This is a genomic window from Sphingobacterium daejeonense (assembly GCF_901472535.1).
Taxonomy (GTDB): Bacteria; Bacteroidota; Bacteroidia; order Sphingobacteriales; family Sphingobacteriaceae; genus Sphingobacterium; species Sphingobacterium daejeonense.
In genome coordinates, this window is record NZ_LR590470.1 from 3781374 (window position 1) to 3799118 (window position 17745).

The 17745-nt window shown below is 36.2% G+C and carries 15 protein-coding genes, 1 tRNA gene and 1 pseudogene; 4 read left to right on the forward strand and 13 right to left on the reverse strand.

Features of this window, described 5'->3' with window-relative positions; all coding sequences use genetic code 11:
• Positions 1–329: 329 nt before the first annotated feature.
• The 7 genes and pseudogenes from FGL31_RS18180 to FGL31_RS26585 all read right to left on the reverse strand — a co-directional run bounded on the left by FGL31_RS18180 (position 330) and on the right by FGL31_RS26585 (position 4992).
• The gene (locus tag FGL31_RS18180) at positions 330–1265 is read right to left on the reverse strand and encodes an aspartate carbamoyltransferase catalytic subunit (RefSeq protein ID WP_099370054.1); all 936 of its coding nucleotides are present in this window, start codon (positions 1263–1265) and stop codon (positions 330–332) included.
• Positions 1266–1286: 21 nt separating this feature from the next.
• Positions 1287–1833 (reverse strand): annotated as a pseudogene (gene pyrR / locus FGL31_RS18185) (bifunctional pyr operon transcriptional regulator/uracil phosphoribosyltransferase PyrR).
• A gap of 132 nt (positions 1834–1965) precedes the next feature.
• Positions 1966–2640, reverse strand: coding sequence for a hypothetical protein (locus FGL31_RS26565; protein WP_232046939.1), 675 nt, complete (start codon positions 2638–2640; stop codon positions 1966–1968).
• A 25-nt stretch (positions 2641–2665) separates the two neighbouring features.
• Entirely contained in the window at positions 2666–2956 is a 291-nt protein-coding gene (locus FGL31_RS26570) for a hypothetical protein (RefSeq protein WP_512745634.1), read from the reverse strand.
• 22 nt (positions 2957–2978) lie between these two features.
• Positions 2979–3701, reverse strand: a complete 723-nt coding sequence (locus FGL31_RS26575) for a hypothetical protein (protein ID WP_232046941.1) — start codon at positions 3699–3701, stop codon at positions 2979–2981.
• A gap of 38 nt (positions 3702–3739) precedes the next feature.
• Positions 3740–4288, reverse strand: coding sequence for a hypothetical protein (locus FGL31_RS26580; RefSeq protein ID WP_232046942.1), 549 nt, complete (start codon positions 4286–4288; stop codon positions 3740–3742).
• Positions 4279–4992: a glycosyltransferase family 117 protein gene (locus FGL31_RS26585; RefSeq protein ID WP_232046943.1), complete on the reverse strand. Its 714-nt coding sequence runs from the start codon at positions 4990–4992 to the stop codon at positions 4279–4281. Before FGL31_RS26585 ends, FGL31_RS26580 begins: the two co-directional genes overlap by 10 nt.
• Before the next feature lie 264 nt (positions 4993–5256).
• Between FGL31_RS26585 and FGL31_RS18195 the strand changes: the two genes are divergently transcribed.
• A tRNA-Gln gene (locus FGL31_RS18195) sits at positions 5257–5327 on the forward strand.
• Positions 5328–5367: 40 nt separating this feature from the next.
• Here the strand turns inward: FGL31_RS18195 and FGL31_RS18200 are convergent.
• Genes FGL31_RS18200 through FGL31_RS18210 form a run of 3 tightly spaced genes read right to left on the reverse strand, consistent with a single transcriptional unit; the run spans position 5368 to position 11390 of the window.
• Positions 5368–6798, reverse strand: a complete 1431-nt coding sequence (locus FGL31_RS18200; protein WP_138093564.1) for an arylsulfatase — start codon at positions 6796–6798, stop codon at positions 5368–5370.
• A 7-nt stretch (positions 6799–6805) separates the two neighbouring features.
• Complete coding sequence (locus FGL31_RS18205) at positions 6806–8317, reverse strand: RagB/SusD family nutrient uptake outer membrane protein (protein ID WP_138093567.1); 1512 nt, start codon at positions 8315–8317, stop codon at positions 6806–6808.
• Between the two features lie 4 nt (positions 8318–8321).
• Positions 8322–11390 carry a SusC/RagA family TonB-linked outer membrane protein gene (locus FGL31_RS18210; RefSeq protein ID WP_138093570.1) on the reverse strand — a complete coding sequence of 1023 codons (3069 nt, stop codon included), beginning with the start codon at positions 11388–11390 and terminating at the stop codon, positions 8322–8324.
• A 570-nt stretch (positions 11391–11960) separates the two neighbouring features.
• Here FGL31_RS18210 and FGL31_RS18215 point away from each other — a divergent pair.
• From FGL31_RS18215 to FGL31_RS18225, 3 genes are all read left to right on the forward strand, one after another.
• The gene (locus FGL31_RS18215) at positions 11961–12593 is read left to right on the forward strand and encodes a response regulator (protein WP_138093573.1); all 633 of its coding nucleotides are present in this window, start codon (positions 11961–11963) and stop codon (positions 12591–12593) included.
• Between the two features lie 213 nt (positions 12594–12806).
• Positions 12807–13763, forward strand: coding sequence for a ribose-phosphate pyrophosphokinase (locus FGL31_RS18220; RefSeq protein WP_099370049.1), 957 nt, complete (start codon positions 12807–12809; stop codon positions 13761–13763).
• A gap of 170 nt (positions 13764–13933) precedes the next feature.
• Complete coding sequence (locus FGL31_RS18225; RefSeq protein ID WP_099370048.1) at positions 13934–14530, forward strand: 50S ribosomal protein L25/general stress protein Ctc; 597 nt, start codon at positions 13934–13936, stop codon at positions 14528–14530.
• Positions 14531–14621: 91 nt separating this feature from the next.
• Here the strand turns inward: FGL31_RS18225 and FGL31_RS18230 are convergent, their stop codons facing one another.
• The 3 genes from FGL31_RS18230 to nirK are packed head-to-tail and all read right to left on the reverse strand — an operon-like array spanning position 14622 to position 17466.
• Positions 14622–15239 carry an SCO family protein gene (locus FGL31_RS18230; protein ID WP_138093576.1) on the reverse strand — a complete coding sequence of 206 codons (618 nt, stop codon included), beginning with the start codon at positions 15237–15239 and terminating at the stop codon, positions 14622–14624.
• A 6-nt stretch (positions 15240–15245) separates the two neighbouring features.
• Complete coding sequence (locus FGL31_RS18235) at positions 15246–16016, reverse strand: formylglycine-generating enzyme family protein (protein WP_232046944.1); 771 nt, start codon at positions 16014–16016, stop codon at positions 15246–15248.
• Positions 16017–16071: 55 nt separating this feature from the next.
• Positions 16072–17466, reverse strand: coding sequence for a copper-containing nitrite reductase (gene nirK / locus FGL31_RS18240; RefSeq protein ID WP_138093582.1), 1395 nt, complete (start codon positions 17464–17466; stop codon positions 16072–16074).
• Positions 17467–17745: the final 279 nt, after the last annotated feature.

Sequence of the window (17745 nt, forward strand, 5' to 3'; positions counted from 1 at the left end):
CCTTCAACCTACGAAATTAATGTATAACTTGTATGTTTTCCTCAAAAGTTGTTAACAACTGTGGATAACCTAGAGGTTTTAACGATATTTAACATTAGCAAGGAAGAGGTTAATTTTAGTCGGTAGAAACTCAAGGATATTTCGAGGACGAGCGAAAAGTTTTTGGATGGGATTATAGCTCCAAAAACCTAATATTTGACAATAAAAATAAAGGATAAAAAAAGCGTATGAATACTGACTACAGCAATCTTACGCTTTTGTAAAAATATTAAGACGTTATCTCTCTGTTAAGATCGACAGCTCTCTATTGTCTTATTTCGATTGTCTAATTATCCTCTCTTTCCTGCCAATAGATAAAGAACAGCCATACGAACGGCTACTCCGTTTTCAACCTGGTCAAGGATAATTGAATGGCTACTATCAGCTACGTCTGATGTTATTTCGACGCCTCTGTTGATTGGTCCCGGATGCATGATAACGATTTCTTTATCTAATGAATCCAATATTTGTTTGTTTAGTCCGTAAAGCATTGAATATTCTCTCAATGAAGGGAAGTACGCAATATCCTGACGTTCTAATTGTATTCTCAGCATGTTTGCGACATCACACCAATTCAAAGCTTTCATTAGGTCATGTTCGACTTTTACCCCTAAAGAAGTAATGTATTTAGGAATAAGGGTTGTTGGTCCGCAGACCATAACTTCGGCACCTTGTTTTTGTAGACAAAGAATATTTGACAGAGCTACTCGAGAATGTAGAATATCACCTATGATTGCAATTTTTTTACCGGCTACTTCACCAAGTCTTTCGCGTATTGAAAATGAATCCAATAATGCTTGAGTAGGATGTTCATGAGCACCATCTCCTGCATTTACGATTTGTGCATTCACATGTTTACTCAAGAATACGCCTGCACCAGCATAAGGATGTCTCATCACAATCATGTCGACTTTCATCGCCAAGATGTTGTTTACTGTGTCTATTAGGGTTTCACCCTTGCTCACAGATGATGATGATGCAGCGAAATTCACGATATCTGCTGACAATCTCTTTTCAGCCAGTTCAAAAGAAAGTCGAGTTCGGGTTGAATTTTCAAAGAAAACGTTGGCAATGGTAATATCTCTCAATGAAGGCACCTTCTTGATAGGACGGTTCAGCACTTCTTTGAAGTTTTGTGCGGTGTCCAGGATCAGTTGGATATCATTGCTATTTAGATCTTTGATACCTAATAAATGGCGTGTACTAAGTTGTTCAGAGTTTGACATTTGTAAACAATAAAATCTTTTCTATTTCTTCTCGGTGATCAACACAATTACTATCGTTATCATCGACTTCTTTCCAGCTCACGATTACTTTTTGTGAATCTATTGAATCTACTTGGATTCCAATATAGTCAGGTTGTATTGGGATCTGTCTTGAAAAGCGGCGATCTACCAATATCATCAATTCTATTCTGTTGGCACGTCCGAAAGCTTGGATGGCATCCATTGCCGAACGAATTGTTCTTCCAGTCCACAGTACATCATCCACGAGGATAACATCCTTACCTTCTATAATAAAATCTATGACCGTGCTATTGGCAGCAAGAGGACTTGCTCCCTTCATTCTGAAATCATCTCTATAAAAAGTAATGTCCAAAATACCCAAAGGCACTTCAACACCTGTCATTTCTTTGATTTCCTGTACTAATCTTTTTGCTAAATAGGTTCCTCGGGGTTGAATTCCAATTATTACAGCGTTGGAGAAATCTCCGTGATTTTCAATTAATTGTTGAGACAATCGCTTGAGCGTAATCTGAAACTTCGGTCCATCTAATAATATCGATTGTTTCATCTATGGATTTATTTAGGCAAAAATAAGGCATTTTTTCCAAAAATCGTAATCTAAGCCAAATAGGATCGGAAAATAATCCAAAAAAAAAGCCCATGCATAATCTGCATAGGCTTTCCATATTATTTTCTATTTCTAATTATTCGCTGCTTCGAATAATGGTCTATATGTTTCAAAGATTTGATTGACTTCTTTCAACAGATCTTGTTGTTTAGCATCCGTCAAAACTCTTTGATAGTTTTGGATTGCTGCCAATCCGAAACGCATATTCCTGAATTCCAAGTTTGGTTTTGTTTCAGCTATATTCATATAGTAAGCCATATTCTCGCGTAAGAACTTAAGATTTCTCTTTACGATTTCATTCGCCTTTTCTGCCTCTCCAGTTTTGTACATGGCATCTACCAAACTACTGTATGAGAACACTTCAGACATCAAGTAAGGACGTTTAGGCATATTTTCATAAGCATTTACAACTAGCTTTTTCGCTTCGTTGTTCTTACCCATTGCCAATAAGTTCTGAGCTGTTTCACCGAAAATAGTTCCAGCATACATACTGATATAACGATATGAATCAGGATCTAAATATTTAGAATTAGCGATATTACCCCAAGTGAATTTATTGATGATATTATTATAGGTTCCTTCAACATCAGAAATTGGTCCTGAAACATCTCCTTCAGATGCTATAGCAACTGGCATCAAACGCATTGCAAAACCTTCAGATACTAAGTATTTATCCAATCCAATAAAGTTTTCTTCAGGTGTTGTCGTAGTAAAATAAACTGGGCGTTTCCAATTATTATTCGCCAATATCGCCAGTATTGATAGATCAGCTCTACTTACAATGCCACTTGCTATAGTTCCATTGCATTGTATCGACGATTGCATCTTCCCATTCTTTAGGCACAACTTTATTTGCAACGACAGCTTGTTTATCAACTCTTAACTGCATATTCTTGGTAGGCAGAATGTTTGCCCAATCACCGCTTTGCAATTGTACTTTGTACTGTTGATCATCAGACAACATAATCTGCAATAGGTCTTCCACATCTACATATCCCGGGATATTCATATCACTGAAATATATAACATCACGAACTCCATCTTTGATTTTTTCAGGGTCAATGTTTAATGGTAATGCATCAGCGTCATTTCACTTTATGCATCATTTGCTTCATATACCAATCTGCACTCAATAAACTAAGGTTGACTACACGCACGTCTGTTCTAAAACCTTCAACTTCTTGAACGTACCACAATGGGTAAGTATCATTATCACCATAGCTAAATAGGATTGCATTAGGAGCACATGATTCCAGATAATTTTTGGCCATATCACGTGCCAGGAATTTTTCCGAACGATCGTGGTCATCCCAGTTCTGGCTTGCCAATAATACCGGTCCACACAACATAGACACAGCTGTAGCGCCGATCGCAGCGTTTTTAGCATTTACCTTTTTACTTAATAGATCAGCAATCCAAATCACACCCATACCAACCCAAATACAGAAAGCATAGAAAGAACCTGCATAGGCATAATCTCGCTCACGCGGTTGTAATGGAGTTTGATTTAGGTATAATACAATGGCAAGACCTGTAAAGAAAAACAGAAGAGCAACCACTGAGGCGTCTCGCTGTTGATTTTTAAACTGCCAAAGAGCTCCCAAAATTCCCAAGATTAAAGGCAAGAAGAAATAGGTATTTCTTCCAGCGTTTTCTTTCTCTGAGGTTGGCAAAGCATATTGTCCTCCTAATCGGATATTATCAATGGGTTTAATTCCCGAAATCCAGTTTCCTTCAGTGAATGAACCCTGTCCTTGTTGGTCATTTTGTCGACCTACAAAATTCCACATAAAATATCGGCTGTACATCTGCCCTATTTTGATATCCGAAGAAGAATTTCAGGTTATCAGCCATGGTCGGTTTGTTCCTGTGGACCGAGATTTAAAAATTCCCTATAATATGATTCATGTTTATCGGAATATATACGCGGAAATAAGGTACTACGACTCCAGGTATAATCGAATTTTTTCTTAGCTACAACATATTTATTACCATCCTTACGATAGATATTTCCTGTTTCAAATACATCTGTTGGTTTGGCATCAAAGTATCTTCCTTTCAACAATGGTTCATCACCATATTGTTCACGGTTTAAGTAACTTAAGAATGTAAATACGTTATCTGGGTCGGAGTTGTTTAAGGTAGGGTTTGCCTTAGCACGCACTAAAATCATAGTGAATGAACTATATCCAAAGATTACGAATGCTAAGCTTAACAATGCTATGTTTAGGATAGGTTTCACATTTTTCCATGAGTACCAGATTCCAAAAACAAGCAGTCCGGCTACCAATAAGGCGAAGAATGTTGCACCTGTTCCAAATCCCAATCCCAATGAATTCACGAAGAATAGGTCAGTGAATGCTGCGAACTTAATCAAGTACTGAATTACCCCCAAAGTACGATTGCTAGAACCAGGATTCCAATCCCTAATGTTTTTGCTATCCCTGCTCCAGTGATTTTAGAAGACCTTCTGAAATATACAACTAAAGCAATTGCAGGAATCACCAATAAATTCAGCAAGTGAACTCCGATTGAAAGTCCCATGACATAAGCGATCAAGATCAACCATCTATCGCTTCCTGGCTCATCTGCATGCTCTTCCCATTTGAGAATAGCCCAGAATACGACGGCAGTACACAGGGAAGACATGGCATATACCTCAGATTCTACCGCTGAGAACCAAAATGTATCAGAAAAAGTGTAAGCCAATGCTCCTACTACTCCTGCTCCCATAATCTTGATCAGATTACCTTCTGAAATACCTTCTGTTTTTGAGAAGCTTACATATGCTTTTTTCGCAAGGGCTGTAATGGTCCAGAACAAGAAAGTGATGGTTAGTCCGCTACATACTGCTGATCCTACGTTCATCCAATATGCAATACGGGTATTGTCTCCCAATGCGAGGTTTGAAAACAGATTTTGAATCATCAAAAACAAAGGAGCACCAGGCTGGTGTACAATCTGTAACTTATATGCTGAGGCAATAAATTCACCTGTATCCCACCAACTCGTTGTTTTTTCAAGCGTCAATATATAGGTCAAGGTGGCTATAATTCCCACTGCCCAACCTAACAGATTATTGATTTTTTTATAGTTCATACTAAAATATAGAAGGTTTTTCTAAAAAATTATGCTTCGAAAATAAGGATTCCAAATTATAATTAGACAAATAGTTTCTATTTATTAGCCATAAAAACTTTGAATCTCTTCATATGGGCCCCTAGATCGATAATACCTAAAAAATATTGCTCTGAAAATCAGTATATTTAATAATTAACGCAATTTTTTATTTGCAGATTAGAAAAGTCGACGTATATTTGCATCGTCAAAAGGGGATAACCTGATGACAAAACCAAAAAGGATTGCCCAATAGTATAATGGTAGTACGACGGTTTTTGGTGCCGTTTGTCTTGGTTCGAATCCAGGTTGGGCAACATCAAAAAGGCTTGAAACAATGTTTCAAGCCTTTTTTCATTATTTCTCCATATCGGACCAATCAAACGTCGGATTTTCAGGACTTTTTTTCACTTCTAGAATTTTAGCATATAGGTTTTTCACTAATTCAGGATATTTCTGGGATAAATCTACCTGTTCGGCAATATCATTTTCCAGGTTATAAAGTTCTAATATTTCTTTTTTCCCTTTTTCCTTGAATCGGATAAGCTTCCAATAACCTTGTGAAATTGCTTCTTTAAGAACTCCTTTTTCATTAAACTGCCAATAAAGGTAGTCATGTAATTTATTTTGATTTTCGCCAATTAATGTAGGGAAAAATGATAATCCATCAATATCTTGTGGGATATTTAATCCCGCTATTTCGGAAAATGTTGGCATGATATCCCAAAAAGCCCAGGGATCATGGATTTCTTTGGTTTTATTGTTCTTTCCTGGAATTTTTGCAATAAATGGCACTCTTATACCACCTTCATACAAATCTCTTTTTACTCCTCTTAACTTCCCCCAACTATTGAAATATTCAGGATCTGCTCCACCCTCTATATGCGGTCCATTATCACTACTAAAGAAAATATAGGTATCATCTTCTAGTCCCAATGTTCTCACCAAGGCAACAATTTTACCTACATCAGTATCCAGTTTTTTGACCATTGCTGCAAATGCGGCATGAGGCTGAGCTTGATCATCATAATTCCCTTTCTTGACAAAAGGCTTTTCTGGTTCAAATAAACTAGACCCATCTGCATTCTGGAACTCTTTAATTAGGCTATCTGGAACTATTAATTCTGCATGAGGCAAAGTGAAAGGAACATATAAAAAGAATGGATTATCCTTATTTTCTTTAATAAATTCCAAGGTTTTATTGGCAATTAAATCTTGTGTATAATGCTTGTTATTTACTCTTATGAGCTGTGTAACTCCATTTTTTATTTCATATAAACTATCGGTATAATAATCATGTGCATGAGACTGGTCTAAGTACCCATAAAAATTATCATATCCTTTTAAATGTGGGGCTCCTTTGGAATCTATATCTCCCAATCCCCATTTTCCAAACATACCTGTCCTATAACCTGCATCTTGAAAAAGCTCCGCAATTGTTAAATCTTGCTCTCTAAGTGCGCCTTTCCCATCTTTTGCTTTTGAGTTTCCACGGATATAAGCAGTTCCCATATGCTTTCCTGTCATCAATGCACATCTCGAAGGAGCGCATACTGTGTTGCCTGAATAAAAACGTGTAAATTTTATTCCATTAGCAATTAAATCATCTAGATTCGGGGTTTTTATTGGAGAATTTGAATTAAAAGCACTGACATTTCCATATCCCAAATCGTCCGCTAAAATAAATATTACATTTGGCCTTCGATTATTTTTTGATTGAGCATTTCCACTTTTGCCTGGCAAAATGTACACTGCTATAACTACTATGATAAAAATGATTCTTTTCATGTTTATATTAATTTCCATAATTTGGATTTTGTATTAATTGGTCATTGTTTTGAATTGCTAAGGAAGGGATAGGCCAAAGATAATCTCGATTTTCTCTAAAAGCCCTGGAGTCAATCCTGTTACCATTTAAATGATATATTTCAGTGTTCAGAACTTGGCTCGCTATTTTCCACCTTCGGATGTCGAAATAATATAAGCCTTCACCTGCAAATTCTACCCTTCTTTCATGACGTATTTCTTTCCTTAGCTCATCTTTGTTCAGATCTCTATTGATTCTTGCCATACCCACTCTATCTCTAATTTTATCTAGAGCATTGAAGATATCATCTGATGGACCAGCAATTTCATTTTGAGCTTCGGCATAGGTCAAAAGCACATCTGCATACCGCAACACTATATAGTTTAATTCGGATGTACCACTTGTCTGAACTGCTAATGGTTTTTCCAAATCTTTATAGATTGTGTATTTTTTCAGCCCAGCCCCAGTACTCGGGTATTGATTGGTAGCGACAACCGACCCTTTGAAGATAGATCCTGGCAAAACTACAGTTGCATGAAGTCTTGAATCTCTATTTTTATAAGGTGATGTTTTATCATAAAGGGACGACTTAGAGATTGGTTTTCCATCGATCGCATAGTAAGCATCAATTAATTCTGGCAAAGGAGAGGATCCCAACTGTTGATCAAGAGATACATCCAATGAATGGGCAAATTCAGGATATGCATATTGTATATCGAAAATTACTTCTTTATTTCCTTCGTTTTCCAACAGAAATAATCCTCTATAATCTGGGAACAATTCATATTCGTTCAATTCGATTACCTTTTTTGCAGTGATGGCGGCTTCATTCCACTGACCAGCATACAGCAATACTCTAGCTTTGAAGGATAATACTGCACCTATCGTTGCTCTTCCTTTTTCTAATCCAGAATATGATTTTGCCAATACCCCTTCCTTACTAGCATCATTCAAATCTGACAGGATTTGTTTCAATAAATCTTCTTCAGAGCTACGACCTAAATCACGTTGAGATTCCAGATCTGGGGCTTCAGTAATCAATGGAGCACCTCCATATAAATTCCAAAGTGGAAAATAAAACAAGGCTCTTAAAAATTTTGCTTCAGCAATATATCGTTCCTTATCTTTTGATTGAAGTTCAACTTTGTCTATGTTAGCCAAGATATTATTTACCCTCCCTATTCCTTCATAGCATTGGTTCCAAGTTGAATTAAATTTTCCAGTATTTGCGTCATGGAGTCCTCTAGAAATTAAGTTCCAATCTCCGTTATACTGATAAGTATTTGGAGTTAAAGCATCTAAATAAACCATGTTGGGTGCTGCAAAAAAGGAATTAGCATTATTGAGAACAGAATAGGAGCCAATTAGAGCTGCTTCAATTTTTTCTTTGCTATTCCAATAGGTTTCTTGTGTGAACCTATCTGTTGGAACAGTATCTAAATAAGAATCGCATGCTGTAAACAGCGATAACCCGGTAATATATATAATAATTCTTTTCATTTTATTAAAGGTTTAGGTTAATCCCAGCTGTAATTGTTTTAACATTTGGATATTCAATTAAATCTGCGCGTGTTAAATTTCTCTCTGGATCGGAGAACTTAAAATCGGTAAATGTCAGCAAGTTTTGGGCATTGACAAATATGTTTAACCCTTTAATATGAAAAGGTGACAATAATTCATGAGGTATTTTATAGCTCAATTGCACATTTTTCAAACGTAGATAAGCTGCATTACGAATCCAAAAACTTGACGTAATAAAATTTGGAGGATACCCATTTGAGGTTGTCAATCTTGGCAGGGAAGCATTAGGATTTTCTGGTGACCAGGAATCAGTCAACCATTCTCTTGTGACACCAGCACCGTTCTTATAAGGGAAAGCTAGGTTTCCACTCAAAAAGGTGTTTACTTTTCCGACCCCTTGAAATATTGCAGAGAAATCAAATCCTTTAAAACTCAACCCTAAATTAAAGCCATAAGTGATTTTTGGGACACTATTCCCAATAATTGTCCTATCGTTGTTGTCCACAATACCATTTCCGTCTAAATCTGCATATTTAAGGTCTCCTGGCTTAGTTCCATTAGATTGAAAAGCATGTTGTTTAATTTCTTCCTCGTTCTGAAAAATACCCAAAGCTTGCAATCCATAAAAAGAATTGATGGATTCCCCTTTTTGAATAATTGTATTACTACCATAATAAACCTGTCCTTTTAGATTTTTCACTTCATTCTTAATCCATGAACCTGTTGCTTGGATACTAAAATTTAGATTATTGAATTGGCCTTTATATCCCAATATTGACTCGACCCCACTATTATTAACTGTTCCAATATTTTGATAAGGTCCATTTAAATTTCCAACTTGGCTAGGGATCGTGATTTGCCTTAAAATATTAGTTGTTGTTTTATTAAACCAATCAATTTCTATTGTTAGATTATTATTAAAAAATCCTGTTTCTATTCCTACATCCGAAATTTGAGTAGTTTCCCAGGTTATTAAGGGGTCAGCCAATTGTTTTACTGCTGCCCCTGCAACCAGATTTCCGTTAAATGTATAATTTTCACCTAAAGCAAAAGCATTAATATATGTATAGTCAGGTATGGCTTGATTTCCCAATTCACCATAAGATGCTCTTAATTTCAAATGGGAGATCCACTTAATAGGTTTGAAAAATTCTTCCTGACTGATTCTCCATCCTGCTGATATAGAGGGAAAGAATCCCCATCTCTTACCTTCGGCAAAACGAGAGGACCCGTCATGTCGAAAATTAGCTTCTAATAAATAGACTTGGTTGTAATTGTAGTTTATTCGCCCGAAATAGGAAAGCAGTTTAGTCTCATTTGAAGAACCAGCGACTTGTGGCGAAGTACTCCCTGCATTTAATTCTGTAAGCTCATTGCTAAGGTACCCTTGATTGTATGCTGAGAAATTCCCATTATTAAATTTCTCCCAACTAAAACCTGCCAATACATCAAACTGATGGTTATTGATTGATTTTACCCAATTCAAAGTATGGAAATTGGTAAGATTAATTCGATTTTGACTGATTTGCCTCACTCCTCTAACCGGAGTATTTCCAATAGGTGTAACAATTCCGTTTTTTGGGTTTGTGAGATTTATTGAGGGATAGGAATATTTTTCCAATCCATATATCAAGTTTGCAGCTACTGTGGTTTTATAGGATAGGTCCAACGGCAATTTTATTCCTAAGGATACATTGGCAAGAGGATTAAAATTATTGTATTTTCTGAACCCTTCTTTAGAAAGAGCTACGGTATTTCTAAAGAAATTATGTCCTGGCACTCTAATCCATTGGTCGGCATAATTTCCATCTTGTGCATATGGTACTTGAAATGGCAATGCTCTATAGGTAAGTCCCAAAATACCTCCTTCTCCATTACCTTCATCAGCAGTGTATGCACTCTCCTGATTTGCACCAAATGTTCCAATTAATGAAGCTTCTACTTTTATATTTTTGGTGATTTCACTCTGTATATTTGAATTCAATGAATATCGGCTTCCGAAAGTTTCTATAAGAACCCCTTGTTGATTCAGATATCCCATTGAAATAGAATATGTAGTTTTTTCACTTCCTCCAGCGAACCGCAAATTATGTTCTTGAATCGGTGCATTTTTGAACATGATATCCATCCAATCAGTATTAGCATAGATATATTCATCATGATTATTTCTGAATTCATTTATTAAATCGTCCGAATATTCCGCACTTTTCCCTTCATTTTCTAAAGCTTTATTTCGGCCCAGCATGTATTCAACCGTATTTGTTACCACATTTGGAAACTTTGTTGCGGCCTGAGAGCCGAAATAGCCTGAATAATCGACTGATGAACTTCCTTTAATTCCTCGCTTGGTGGTAATTAGAACCACTCCATTCGCTGCCCTATTACCGTAAATTGATGCTGAAGCTGCATCCTTCAAAACTGAGATCGTTTCTATATCATTTGGATTAATTTTATTTATATCGTATTCCACACCATCTACAAGAATTAAGGGGTTATTATCATTTAAAGTTCCTAAACCTCGAATTCTAATATTTGCACCATCTGCTCCTGGACGCCCTTTTGTTTGATTGACATAAACTCCTGGAAGATTTTGAAGGGCTTGTGAAGAGCTTGTAATTGGCCTATTCTTTAGAGTTTTACCATCTAAACTTGCTACAGATCCTGTAAGGTTAGCTCGTTTTTGCTTACCATATCCTACTACAACAACTTCTTCAAGATCAGAAGTAATTTCTTCCAAAGAAATCGTGACTGGTGAAGTTGTCACCAACAATTCTGAAGGTTTATATCCAACATAGGATACCGTAATATGGAAAGGTAATTTTTGACCGGTGACGAATTGAAAATTACCTTCTCGGTCTGTTTTCACCGCATGGGTTACGGCTTTGAGTTGAACCGTTGCGCCTTCAATAGGCAACGAGGTTTTTAAATCAATAACCTTACCTTTTAATGAAGCATTAATTATTGGATTTGATTCTTGCCCTAATAAGTTAATAGAAAACAAAAGGCATAAGAATATTAGATGAGAGTACAACCATACTCTATTATTTTTCATATATTTAATCAGTTTAATATTAGAAATGCATGCAAGTGCCAACGCCAATTGTATACTTGTATGCTTTGTTAGACTCTGGGAAGCAGATGCTTCCCTTTTTTTATAATACTAACTCATTCGCATTCTATAACATAAGCAAAATAGAATAACTAAATTTTGAGAAATGTAAGATTGCTTGGCAGTTCCAGGTAATTTTCTTTTCATGGATTTTTTAGATAATTTTTAAGTTTAGGTTGTGAACAATTATCAAAGATAATGCAAAACAACAATAATGTCTACTATTTTAGTAGATTATTTAAATAATATTTGATAACCTTAAATAAAAACATTGAAATTCAATCACTTATATAAATTATAATCGAAAAAAATGCTTATCCTAATATGAAAGTTCATAAATTAAATTATCCTATAAATAGGTATTTTTCAAACCTATCCAATATATTGGCAAAAGATTTGACATATAGGCAGAAATAAAAAACAGGTATAATAATACAATTTGTGCATACACTTGGATCCATTTGGAATAGATTCTTTAGTACATAAGTCATTGGATTGTATAAATAGTAATATATGTCTGATCACAAGAAAAAACTAGCTTTAGTAGATGACCATCCTATCGTTATTGAAGGATTAAAATCAATTATTACGGCTTGGAACAACCAATATGACCTGACTTGTTTTGCAGACGGCAATTCGGTATTGTCTTATATAAAGGAGAATTATGTGGATATTGTGCTTTTGGACATCTCTCTTCCTGACATCAACGGTTTGGATGTATGTAAGATTATCAAATCTGAGAACCCAAAGATAAAGGTTATAGGATTGAGCAATCGTGCAGAAATGAGTATTATTTCTGACATGATGGATAATGGTGCTTCTGGTTTTCTATTAAAGGAAATCCCTTCCAGTGAGATTTTGAAGAGCATTGAATTGGTTCTGAAGGGCGGCATTGCATTGAATGAAGGCATACAAAAGATCCTAGCTGAGAAAACTGAAATAGCGTCAAAGCTACCTTCCTTGACAAAGCGTGAGAGCCAGCTTATCCAACTCATGGCTCAGGGAAAAACTACAACAACCATTGCAGAAGAATTATTCCTCAGCAAATTCACGGTTGACACTTACCGCAAGAATTTGTTACAGAAATTCAAGGTCAAAAACAGCAATGAGCTATTGGTATTACTCATTGAGAATAAAATGATTTGAACCTTCGACAATAAATTAAAATTATATAGTCCCAAAAAGTATGATTCGATCTATTTCTTGAACAATATACCTGAGGGTCTTTTAATCTAATTTTATATTCTAAAACATTTATCTAACTTTGCGGCTATATAAAGTTAACAAGCTTTTAAGTAGAATAACATTGGTGCAGAAAACGAAAATTCAATATAAAAAACCCCAATAAATCATTTCACCATGCCTTTGCAATTTAATACCGTAAAATTATTTGCTGGTTCAGGAACCTTAGAATTAGCAGACAAGATTTCAAAATCATACGGAAAACCCCTAGGAGACATGACTTTGTCGAAGTTTTCGGACGGCGAAATTCAACCATTCTACAACGAATCAGTACGTGGTAGTGATGTTTTCCTTATCCAATCTACCAATCAACCGACCGACAATCTTTTGGAATTGTTATTAATGATAGATGCGGCTAAGCGTGCTTCAGCTCACTACATTACTGTTGTTGTTCCCTATTTTGGGTATGCCCGTCAAGACCGTAAGGACAAACCACGTGTTGCGATCGGTGCAAAAATGATTGCTAATTTGATCATGGCTGCCGGAGCACACCGCATTATGACGATGGACTTACACGCTGCACAGATCCAAGGTTTCTTTGACATCCCTGTTGACCATTTGGACGGCGCTATCATTTTCGTTCCTTACATCAAATCATTGAATCTAGAGAACTTAATGATTGCATCTCCTGATATGGGTGGTTCTTACCGCGCACGTACATTTGCAAAATTCTTCAATGCTGAAGTTGTTATTTGTGATAAACGCAGAAAACGTGCGAATGAGATTGAATCTATGTCTATTATTGGTGATGTAACAGGTCAGGATGTCGTATTGATCGATGACATCTGTGATACTGCAGGTACACTTTCTAAAGCTGCCGCATTGATCATGGAAAATGGTGCAAAATCGGTACGTGCTGTTTGTACTCACGCTGTATTATCAGGGAAGGCATACGAAACTATCGAAAATTCTGTGTTAAGTGAAATGATTGTTACTGACACGATTCAATTGAACCCTGAGAAAGCTGCACAGTGCACTAAGATCAAGGTTCTTTCTACTGCGAGTTTATTTGCGAACGCCATTAAGAATGTTAATGAACACGGTTCAATTTCTGATTTATTCGACGTTAAATAAATCGATGAACCATCAAAATACAAGAGGATACCTTATAAGGGTATCCTTTTTTTATGCTTTTTATTATTTCAACTGACTATGAAGCATTTATTTTCCGTTAACGGTAAAAATTTCCTTTTAACAATTCAAGTAATTGATTATCTTTGCACCTCAAATTTAATAACATTAATATGAAATCAATTGCTATTAGCGGTTCTCCAAGAGAGAACGTAGGGAAAAGAGATGCAAAGGAATTGCGTTACGAAGCTAAAGTACCAGCAGTTCTTTACGGTGGTAAAGAACAAACACATTTCTCTGTATCCGCAGCTGATTTGAAACCAGTTCTTTACACTCCAGAAGTAATCTTCGTAGAATTGGATATCGATGGCAAAAAATCTAAAGCTATCGTTCAAGAAGCTCAATTCCATCCATTAACTGACGAGGTTACACACGTAGACTTCTTACAATTATTTGATGACAAGGAAGTTTCTGTAAACATTCCAATCAAATTAGTAGGTACTTCTCCAGGTGTTAAAATGGGGGGTAAATTAGTTCAAAAATTACGTAACCTTCGCGTTAAAGCACTTCCTAACAACTTACCTCAAGATATCGAGGTTCCTATGGAAGGCTTAGAAGTAGGTAAATCTTACCGTGTTGGCCAAGTAGAATTAAAAGATGCTAAAGTATTGAATAACTCTGACGATACAATCGTTTCAGTTACTATGTCACGTGCTCTTCGTCAAGCTGAGCAAGAAGCTGCTAAAGCTGCTAAAGGTGGTAAAAAATAAGTAATACTAACATCTAGTATAAAAACATTGAAGGCATCGAATAATCGATGCCTTCTTTTGTTCAACTAAATATATAAGGTTTAATGTGTTCTTAAATCTTGTTTGCTTCCACCTCAATAGCTTTAATCGTAGGTGTATAATCTACTCCCAAACCTTCTTGCTGATAAACCAATTCACCTTCCTCATTGAATAAACTTATAATATTTGAATGTGAAAAATCAATTGGAGAAATCTTTTTATAGTTCACTGCCAGCGTTGCGGCAAATTCTCTAGTTGCTTCATTATCGGACCGCAGGAATAACCACTGATCACCATCCATCTCATTATCGATAGAAAATTGCTTTAATTTCTCGGGTGTATCCGTTTCAGGATCGATACTTACCAATAAAAACTTGACCTTATCTTTGTTTTTAGTTTTTATGGTCTTTTCTATATGTCTCATATCTGCCACCAATCTAGGACATGCTGCTTGACAGGAAGTATAGATCATAGCCACTACGACAACATTTCCTTTTAAATCTTTCAACTCCATCTGTTGCCCATTCTGGTTTGTCCAATTTGCGGGCAGGTTATAAACTGAAAGATCAGATAAGTCCTCTGTCACTGTTGGTTGTTTCAGATTGTTTTCATGTTCACTTTTTGTATTTTGGCAGCTGAAGAACAATCCTCCGGCAACCATAAAAAGGCCTATGTATTTTATTATTTTCATGTTGTTTTATTTAATGTCTCTGGCACATCGAAAGCCTAAATTTCTTCCTGTATATGCCGCTTTCATGCTTCCACGGAAGGCATACCTCATAAATGCAGCATAGTTCATCAAATCACTGGCATTTACGGAAGCTCCTCCACAAAACAGGTTTCCATCATCACCTTTATCTTTTCTTGATTCTCCTGACAAGAATATGCTGTTGAAATCGGAGGTCCATTCCCAAACTAAACCATGCATATCATAGACTCCCCAGAAATTTTTAAAAGTACTCCCGACTTCATTATTATAAGTTCTAGGTGTTTCATACCAGTTTAAGATGTACTGATTATATGATTTCTTTGTTCTGGCATCAAAAGTTTTTGCATCAGACATGGCTGCGTATTCCCATTCATCCATTGTTGCCAACCTCTTTCCTTTGCTTTCACAATATTTCTTTGCTGCATACCAAGAGACATTAGTTACAGGCGAATTCGGCTTGGCATCACCGTAATCAAAGTCGGACTTCCAATAATTCAAATAACTTTTGTCCGCGAAAATCCTTTTTACCTGGGATTTCGAAAATGCATTATTCTGTTTGAGGAATTCCAGATAATTCTGATTGGTAACAGGAAAGACATCCAGATAAAAAGATTGTACTTCCACCGGCTTTTTATCAGCGGTACCATACAATGGAACATAACTTCCCTTTTTTACCAGAACCATTTCCTGCCTTATAGCTATTGGTATAAATAGCAACGACGCCAATGGTATTAAAATATATGTCAATGCCTTCAACATATTTGATCAATTAATTGATTGGAAGCACGAGAATACGTGCTTCCAAAAATTCTTGTTATTTAGCGCGGCGTTTTTTGATATCCGCAGGAGTAAGGACAGTTTTGTTATTGCCCCAGTTATTGTAAACATAATTCAGAACGTCTGCTACTTCTTGGTCACTTAATGTTTGACTAGGCATCACAGAGTTGTATTTTTCTCCATTTACGGTGATCTCACCTTTTAATCCAAACAAGACAGCATCAATAGATTTATCTTTATTGTTGTTCAGATAATCAGATTTTGCCAATGGAGGGAATACAGCTTTTATCCCTTGACCTTCACTTTGGTGACATGCTAAACATGTTCTGGCAAATATCGCCTTACCATCATTGATAGACTGTTCAGGCGTTTTGTTGACCACCACTTCTTCTTTTTTCTTTTTCGGCATTTGTTGAATAGTACCGCCCTCAGGCAAATAGATTCCTTCCATGATTTTTCCTGAATAGATTTGGTGATTTTCTTCACCTTCTACTTTCATCATACCCAATGCACCTTTATTAAATGCCCTAAAAATGGAGTGGTCGACAAGAACCAAAGTTCCTGGTACATCAACTTTGAATTCCACGATAGCAGATCCACCAGCAGGAATTAATGTTGTCTGTATATTTTTATTGATGAGATCTCCACCTTCGACATGAACTTTGTCAAAAATTTCACCGATTACATGGAATGATGACACTAAGTTTGGGCCACCGTTTCCAACGAACAAGCGTATCGTTTCTCCAACTTTAGCCTGAAGAGCGTTTTCATTAACCAATGCATTAACATTACCATTGAAAACTACATAGTCCGCTTCTTCTTTGATGGCTTTGTTCATATCAAATGCTTGAAGACCTTGCTCTCCATATCCACCTTCGGTATAGAAATCACCTTGCATAACATAGTATTCTCTGTCAACTGGAGGTAATCCTCCTTCAGGTTCTACCAGAATCAATCCGTACATACCATTCGCTACGTGCATACCTACTGGAGCAGTTGCACAATGGTAAACATAGAGTCCAGGGTTTAGACATTTGAATGAAAACGAAACTTCATGTCCTGGAGCTACCAATGACGATTCAGCACCTCCACCTGGACCAGTTACAGCATGTAAGTCAATATTATGCGGCAACTTATTGTCTGGGTGGTTCTTTAGTAGAAATTCCACTTCATCTCCTACTCTCGTTCTAATAAACTGACCAGGCACGGAACCTCCGAAAGTCCAATAGGTATATTTAACCCCATCAACCATTTCTCCTTCAAGTTCAAGAATTTCCAAGCTCACTTTCAACTTGGTGGCCTCCCTTTTTCCGACGGGTTTCGGAACATGTGGTGGTGATGTCAATTCAGCAACTGACTCCCCTTTTACAGGAATTTTACTGGTATCAGTCGCCTTGCTTTCTGTTGAATTATTACAGCTTGAGAATGCCAATGTAACCCCCCAATAACATGCTCAAAATTTTGATGTTTCCTTTCATATTGTTTTTGTTAATATGTACTCGTTTTACCTTTTTTCCTTATTTAAAAATACCTCTAAAAACGTTCATAAAATATGAGATTACCCATTGAAAAAAGTAGTCTTCATTACATTTTTGTGACAATAAAATCTTTGTTATTTTAACTGAAAATCCACTTTTTCAAAAAAAGAAGAGGATGAAATCAACATCCTCTTCTTCTTACTTAAATTAATTTTCATTCGTTGTTTAACGGT

Excerpts from the sequence above, each read along its gene's own strand:
- FGL31_RS18225 (WP_099370048.1), top strand. The coding sequence starts at position 13,934 with ATGAAATCAATTGCTATTAGCGGTTCTCCAAGAGAGAACGTAGGGAAA.
- FGL31_RS26585 (WP_232046943.1), bottom strand. The coding sequence starts at position 4,992 with ATGAACTATAAAAAAATCAATAATCTGTTAGGTTGGGCAGTGGGAATT.
- FGL31_RS18210 (WP_138093570.1), bottom strand. The coding sequence starts at position 11,390 with ATGAAAAATAATAGAGTATGGTTGTACTCTCATCTAATATTCTTATGC.
- FGL31_RS26575 (WP_232046941.1), bottom strand. The coding sequence starts at position 3,701 with ATGTACAGCCGATATTTTATGTGGAATTTTGTAGGTCGACAAAATGAC.
- FGL31_RS18215 (WP_138093573.1), top strand. The coding sequence starts at position 11,961 with ATGTCTGATCACAAGAAAAAACTAGCTTTAGTAGATGACCATCCTATC.
- FGL31_RS18230 (WP_138093576.1), bottom strand. The coding sequence starts at position 15,239 with ATGAAAATAATAAAATACATAGGCCTTTTTATGGTTGCCGGAGGATTG.
- FGL31_RS18205 (WP_138093567.1), bottom strand. The coding sequence starts at position 8,317 with ATGAAAAGAATTATTATATATATTACCGGGTTATCGCTGTTTACAGCA.
- FGL31_RS18235 (WP_232046944.1), bottom strand. The coding sequence starts at position 16,016 with ATGTTGAAGGCATTGACATATATTTTAATACCATTGGCGTCGTTGCTA.
- FGL31_RS18180 (WP_099370054.1), bottom strand. The coding sequence starts at position 1,265 with ATGTCAAACTCTGAACAACTTAGTACACGCCATTTATTAGGTATCAAA.
- FGL31_RS18220 (WP_099370049.1), top strand. The coding sequence starts at position 12,807 with ATGCCTTTGCAATTTAATACCGTAAAATTATTTGCTGGTTCAGGAACC.
- FGL31_RS18200 (WP_138093564.1), bottom strand. The coding sequence starts at position 6,798 with ATGAAAAGAATCATTTTTATCATAGTAGTTATAGCAGTGTACATTTTG.